At 40.0% G+C, this 6,672-nt stretch carries 5 protein-coding genes; all 5 read right to left on the bottom strand.

The window, feature by feature from the left end; all coding sequences use genetic code 11:
* Nucleotides 1-100: 100 nt before the first annotated feature.
* The 5 genes from ihfA to GQR46_RS14160 all read right to left on the bottom strand — a co-directional run bounded on the left by ihfA (nt 101) and on the right by GQR46_RS14160 (nt 5,897).
* Nucleotides 101-400, bottom strand: coding sequence for an integration host factor subunit alpha (gene ihfA / locus GQR46_RS14180; RefSeq protein ID WP_002960690.1), 300 nt, complete (start codon nt 398-400; stop codon nt 101-103).
* Nucleotides 401-402: 2 nt separating this feature from the next.
* Nucleotides 403-2,790 carry a phenylalanine--tRNA ligase subunit beta gene (pheT, locus tag GQR46_RS14175; RefSeq protein ID WP_165741285.1) on the bottom strand — a complete coding sequence of 796 codons (2,388 nt, stop codon included), beginning with the start codon at nt 2,788-2,790 and terminating at the stop codon, nt 403-405.
* A 15-nt stretch (nt 2,791-2,805) separates the two neighbouring features.
* A complete protein-coding gene (gene pheS / locus GQR46_RS14170; RefSeq protein ID WP_165741284.1) occupies nt 2,806-3,786 on the bottom strand; it encodes a phenylalanine--tRNA ligase subunit alpha in 981 nt (326 codons plus the stop codon).
* 345 nt (nt 3,787-4,131) lie between these two features.
* Nucleotides 4,132-4,842 carry a DnaA regulatory inactivator Hda gene (gene hda / locus GQR46_RS14165; protein WP_007580342.1) on the bottom strand — a complete coding sequence of 237 codons (711 nt, stop codon included), beginning with the start codon at nt 4,840-4,842 and terminating at the stop codon, nt 4,132-4,134.
* Nucleotides 4,842-5,897, bottom strand: coding sequence for a DUF2066 domain-containing protein (locus GQR46_RS14160; RefSeq protein WP_024593071.1), 1,056 nt, complete (start codon nt 5,895-5,897; stop codon nt 4,842-4,844). The genes hda and GQR46_RS14160 overlap by 1 nt, the downstream gene beginning before the upstream one ends.
* Between the last annotated feature and the right edge of the window lie 775 nt (nt 5,898-6,672).

Below are 6,672 nucleotides of genomic sequence, written 5' to 3'. Positions count from 1 at the left end.
CAATTTAATTCGTTAAATTGATCAAAGATTTATGCAGGTTGGTATAATTTAATAACTAGGTTATTCAGGCAAATAAAAAGGCAGCTTACGCTGCCTTTTTTTATTTTGCTTTGCTTGTGCCCACTTCTACGCGGGTTTTAAGCTTTTGACCTGGTCGAAAAGTCACCACGCGACGTGCCGAAATAGGAATATCTTCGCCTGTTTTCGGGTTGCGGCCTGGTCTTTCTTTTTTGTCTCGAAGATCAAAGTTACCAAATCCAGAGAGCTTAACCTGCTCGCCTTTTTCTAGCGCTGAGCGGATTTCTTCAAAAAACGCTTCAACTAAATCTTTGGCATCTTTTTTATTGATCCCGAGCTTTTCAAATAGGTGTTCAGCTATGTCGGCTTTAGTAAGCGCCATATCTAGTCCCTCAACGATGCATTAAACTGTTCGGCCAATTCGGCCACCACGTTATCAACTACTAGATTGATATCTTTCTCTTCGAGTGTTCTATCAACCGCTTGCAGTGTTAGAGCAATCGCCAAACTCTTATAATTTGGCTCAATACCTTTGCCCTTATACACATCGAATAAGTTTAGGTCAACCAATTGATTTCCGCCAACTTTTTCGATCACGCTTAAAATGTCGCCAGATTTAACGCTGTCTGCCACTAAAATCGCGATGTCGCGGCGATTTGAAGGGAATTTAGACACCCCTTCTGCTTGCGGTAAATTTCTTTTTTCTATTGCTGACATTTCAATTTCAAAAACAAAAGTTGCGTTGTTGATATCTAACGACTTTTGAGCTTGAGGATGTAAAGCACCAAAAAAACCAACCTTTTTGCCATCAACATATATTACAGCTGATTGACCAGGGTGAAGTCCATCTGACTGCTCGGCTTTAATTTCAAAGCGAGTAACGTCATTAGTAATTGCAAGTAAGGCTTCAACATCACCTTTTAGGTCGTAAAAATCAACGTTACGTTTTTCTTCAACCCAATGTTCACCATTTACAAGACCCGTAATAACGCCGCCAATAACCGGTACTTGGTAAACACCATTTTCTGCACTTTCGTCGCTTATAAATTTAAGACCATGTTCGAATAAACGAATGCGAGGCTGTTGGCGATTTTGGTTATACGCTACAGACGCTAATAAACCCGGCATTAAACTTACACGCATCGCTGACATTTCAATTGAAATAGGGTGCGGTAATACCATTGCTTTACACTCTGGGTGTAAAATAGCTTGTGCTTTAGGGTCTACAAAGCTGTATGTAATTGCTTCTTGGTAACCACGAGTCACTAACGTATTACGGAACTTGCTAAGTGCAATAGTTGCTTCGTTATGTGTCGTCATTTTAAGTTTTGCAGTTGGTGCAACATTTGGAATGCTGTTGTAACCGTAAACACGTGCTACTTCTTCAATTAAATCTTCTTCGATGCGAATATCAAAACGGTAGCTTGGTACGTCCGCACTCCAGCTTTCATTTTCTACTTTAACATCAAGACCTAAACGCGTAAGAATATCTGTTACTTTAGCATCTTCAATATGATGACCAATAACACGGTCTAAACGTGCACGACGAAGACGTACTTCAGTCACTTTTGGTAGTTTGTCAGCCGCAACAGCTTCAACTACAGGGCCTGCTTGACCACCTACAATCTCAAGAAGAAGTGCTGTTGCACGTTCCATTGCATCATATTGTAGAGCAAAATCAACACCGCGTTCATAACGGTGTGAAGCATCAGTGTGTAAACCGTAGCTACGTGCTTGCCCTGCAATTGCTACAGGATTAAAAAATGCGCTTTCAAGTAATATATCAAATGTTTTATCTGTAACACCTGATTGCTCACCACCAAAAATACCTGCAATTGCAAGTGCTTTGTTATGATCGGCTATCACAAGTGTTGTGTCGTTTAATTTAGCGGTGTTACCGTCTAATAAAACAAGTTCTTCACCTGCGTTTGCACTACGTACTTTAATACCACCTTCAATCGCATTTAAATCAAACGCGTGCATTGGGTGACCAAGTTCAAGTAATACATAGTTAGTAACATCAACTACTGGGTCGATTGAACGTACGCCACTGCGACGTAGCTTTTCAACCATCCAAAGCGGTGTTTCTGCATCAAGGTTAATGCCCTTTATCACACGACCAAGGTAACGAGGACATGCATCTTCATTAACTAGCTCAATTGATACTTTGTCATCAATTGTTGGAGTAACAGCTGGAATATCTAATACGTTTACGTCAATACTATTTAAAACGCCTACTTCGCGTGCTAGACCTTTTATACCTAAGCAGTCACCACGGTTTGGTGTTAAATCAACATCTATAATATTATCATCAAGACCTAGGTAATCACGTAAATCAGTGCCTACTGGTGCATCGCTTGGCAATTCCATAATGCCGTCGCCTTCTTCGCTAATACCTAGCTCAACAAAAGCACATAGCATTCCGTTTGAAGGTTGGCCGCGTAGTTTGGCTTTTTTAATTTTAAAGTCACCAGGCAGTACAGCGCCCACAGTTGCAACAGCAACTTTAATACCTAAACGACAATTTGGTGCACCACACACGATATCAAGTAGCTCATCGCCACCTACGTTAATTTTGGTAACACGCAGTTTATCTGCATCAGGGTGTTGTCCACATTCAACAACTTCACCTACAACTACGCCATTAAATTTGGCAGCAGCAGGCTCAACGCCATCAACTTCTAGACCAGCCATTGAAAGCTGTTCCGAAAGAGCTTGCGTATCAATAGCAGGATTAACCCACTCTCTTAACCACTTTTCACTAAATTTCATTTTATTGTTTCACTCTTAACGGAACTGGTTCAGGAATTTTAAGTCATTTTCGAAAAATGCACGCAAATCGTTTACGCCATAGCGCAACATAGTTAAACGCTCTACACCCATACCAAAAGCAAAGCCGGTGTATTTTTCTGGGTCAATGCCCACAGACTTAAGTACATTTGGATGTACCATGCCGCAGCCTAGTACTTCTAACCACTTACCGTCTTTACCCATAACATCTACTTCAGCCGAAGGTTCTGTAAATGGGAAGAATGAAGGACGGAAACGAATTTCCATATCTTCTTCAAAAAAGTTACGTAAAAAATCATGCAAAATACCTTTTAGCTCAGTAAAGCTAACATCGGTATCAACCATTAAACCTTCAACCTGATGGAACATAGGTGTATGTGTTTGGTCGTAATCGTTACGGTATACGCGTCCAGGTGAAATAATGCGCAGTGGCGGCTGCTCAGTTTCCATAGTACGAATTTGCACGCCACTTGTTTGTGTACGTAGTACTAATTTAGGATTGAAATAAAAGGTATCATGATCAGCACGTGCTGGATGGTGCTCTGGAATATTTAGCGCATCAAAGTTATGAAAATCGTCTTCGATTTCTGGACCAGATTTAACTTCAAAACCTAACTCACCGAAAAAGCTTTCTATGCGCTCAATAGTGCGCGTAACTGGGTGTAAACCGCTAGTAGGCATAACACGCCCTGGTAGAGTTACATCTATAGTTTCAGCAGCTAGTTTTTCTTCAAGTGCTTTACTTGCTAGCAACTCACGCTTTTCGTTGATAGCAGCTTGTACATCTTGTTTAGCTTGGTTTATAACTTGGCCTGCTTCTTTACGTTCTTCAGGTGCTATTTTACCTAACGTTTTAAGTAAGCTAGTGATTTCGCCTTTTTTACCAAGGTAATTAACCCTGATATCTTCTAACTGCGCTATTTCACTGGCACTGGCTACCGCCTCAAGTGCTTGCGCTAATATGTTTTCTAAGTTCATTCGATACCTGATCTTTCACAGAAGGTGATTGCTTAAGAGCGTGTTGGCCTTTCAAGATTGCTTTACAACAGTGTGGTTGGTTATTAAATAAGGTTAAGCATTGGACTGTAGTTTCCTACATAAATGATGCAATAACGCTAAATAAAGACCAAACACATGCAGTTTGAAGTGTTTATCTCGGAGGCTACGTTCTTTGTTGTTCGGGTTTCGCATATAAATACTACGCTAAAGCCCTCACGACGCGATTAAAGCACTCTTAAGTTAAACAAATTCCAATCAGGAAAGGTAAACACGCTCTGATAATAGCTTATGATAACTGAAAGAAGGGTCTAGATTCTAGACCTACTACAGCTTTAACGTTGATTTTATAAAAGGAATAGTTAATTTTCGCTGTGCTGCCATAGATGCATGATCTAATTTGTCGAGTACATCTAATAAAGCACGCATATCACGGCTTAAACGGGTTAGTAAAAAGCGTGCACACTCATCACTTAATTCAAGGCCGCGCATATGAGCGCGCTTAACAAGTGCTTGTGCTTTATCGTCGTCACTCATAGAACGAATTTGAAAGGTTGTTCCCCACGTTAAGCGAGACTCTAAGTCAGGCAGCGAGATATTAAGCATGCTAGGAAGTAAATCGGCAGTTACTACTAACATTTTTCCGGGTTCGTTAAACCGGTTAAAAAAGTTGAATAGTGCTTTTTCCCATGCATCATTGCCTGCAACTAGATGCACGTCATCAATACATAGAACATCAAGCGCTTCTAAACCGTCTAATACCATAGGTCCAAAGTCAATTACTTCGCGCATAGACAGCAGCATATTAGATAAGCCACGCTCTTGTGCTTTAATGCAGGTTGCATACAAAAGGTGAGACTTACCCGAATCACCTAACCCACATAAATAAGTATACTGAAACTTTTTAGCTAACTTCGAAAAGCTATCTTTTAAATGGTTAACCTCTAACGAATCTTCCCCACCAAAGTACGATGCAAATGTTTCGTCATCCGGCAAGGTAACCGGTAATGCCATTTGCATCGGCTCAGAAGTTAGCATTATGGCGTTATCCATTGATACTCTAAGCTATTTTTATCAACAACATGATAAAAAGCGCGTGGATCCTCATAATCTTTAAATGAGGAGTCTAACCCTAACCCTTTTTTAAGATCGCTTAGGTTACCAGTGTGGTTTAGTTTAAATTCTACAAATTCTGGTGTTTTACGAACAATTTTAACTTGCGTAACAACGCTTAAGTTCAATAATCTTTGTTTTGCTAATTCAACATCAACAAAACTTTGCGTGCCTTTTAATGTTAGCGTGGCCGCGGCTTGTTCATAATAAGCATTTGGATCAATAGCGTACTCGCTTGCAAGGCCTCGAGCTAAGGTATCAATCATTTGACTCACTATTTGCTGCTTATCGCCCGTTAATCTATTTGAATCAAATTGATCATCATTAGTAAAACGCCAATCTAAAATCCAATTTTCGCTATCCGCTTCTTTATACATTCTTGCTGTAATACTTCGCTCAGCACTGTATCGTCTAGAGGCCTCTTCTACTGGTTCTGAAAAGTTACCCCATACCTCAGGAATACCTACTAAACGTCTATCTTGTAAATCAAGTAATGGCACAACGACAGGCAGACCACGGCGTCCTGCTTTGTCATAAATTAACTGCTCTAATTGCGGGTAACTTTCTTGTGTTACTAATTCTCTGCGCCAATTGTCTTCAATACCTAACCATATTGCGACTAATGGGCGTTGTACTCCCCATAAAGGTAAGTTTAACTCTTTGATTAGCGCGTTGATCTTTCGAGCTTCAAATTTAACAACGAGTTTCAATTGTCCATTTGCTCTCTCGTCATATTCAAACTTAAGCATATAATCAGAAATATCTTTAGTACGTTGCTGCGCTAATTTATTTTGATCCGCAGTTTCATCACCACTTACTTTCACTAAAACATTGAGCAAAGCTTTACGACTCGCAGCTAATCGAGTGTCTCGTGTTTTGTCATCCACTTTTAAAATATCTTGATATAGATCAGCTACTTCAACTGCCGACACAGAAAAACAAAATAAAATGGATATGGCGCTAATTAATAATCTATACACAGGCTGTTAGTTCTTGGTTTTAAACTGATTTGATCCTAAATCAAAGACAGTAACAAAGCAAAATTAAATTTGTTATCTAAGGAAATGAGAGTAATTAGCTTTTATAGAAAGTAAAAAAGATTAAATATGAATTAAGATAGTTAAATAAGTAGTACGCTATTCACCTACGTTTAACCTTACTACACTTTTCAAAAACGAGAACCTTTCGGGTTTAGTTTCATCATGAAGGTATTTAATGCAATTACTCGATGATGTTATGGCATTGATTGTTCGTTATTGGTTCACATTTTACTTTCTGCAGACGTAAAGAGCCCGAACTTTTAGATGTTGGCTCTCTACAATTTGAAGCTTGTATAATGTCATAGTGCCCACAGCGGTGGAGAGTCATAGTGAAAATGCTGCGCATTCATTGCTGAGCGGAGATTTTTCATGATTTTAGCGTCGGGAGTCGCTGCGCTCGCCCGACCTACGTGATAGGTGTTGATGTAGTGTGTGTTAATTGTGCGCATTTCACTTTTCTGCAGACGTAAAAAAGCCCGAACCGTTAGATCCGGGCTTTCTACAATGTGAAGCTTGTGTAATGTCATAGTGCCCACAGCGGTGGAGAGTCACGTAGTAAATGCTACTGTATTGGCCGACTAAGATATTGAGGGATTTTGTTGTGATTCTAGCGTCGGGAGTCGCTATGCTCGCCCGCCCTACGTGATGGGTGTTGATGTGAGTGTGTTTTAATTGCGCGCATTTCACTTTTCTACAGACGTAAAAAAGCCCGAAT

It is taken from the genome of Pseudoalteromonas sp. Z1A6, assembly GCF_011378745.1.
In the GTDB taxonomy this organism is placed as follows: domain Bacteria; phylum Pseudomonadota; class Gammaproteobacteria; order Enterobacterales; family Alteromonadaceae; genus Pseudoalteromonas; species Pseudoalteromonas arctica.
This window is presented reverse-complemented; position numbering and strand designations above follow the sequence as displayed.

Coding starts and splice junctions, on each gene's coding strand:
- ihfA (WP_002960690.1), bottom strand. CDS start 400: ATGGCGCTTACTAAAGCCGACATAGCTGAACACCTATTTGAAAAGCTC.
- pheT (WP_165741285.1), bottom strand. CDS start 2,790: ATGAAATTTAGTGAAAAGTGGTTAAGAGAGTGGGTTAATCCTGCTATT.
- pheS (WP_165741284.1), bottom strand. CDS start 3,786: ATGAACTTAGAAAACATATTAGCGCAAGCACTTGAGGCGGTAGCCAGT.
- hda (WP_007580342.1), bottom strand. CDS start 4,842: ATGCTAACTTCTGAGCCGATGCAAATGGCATTACCGGTTACCTTGCCG.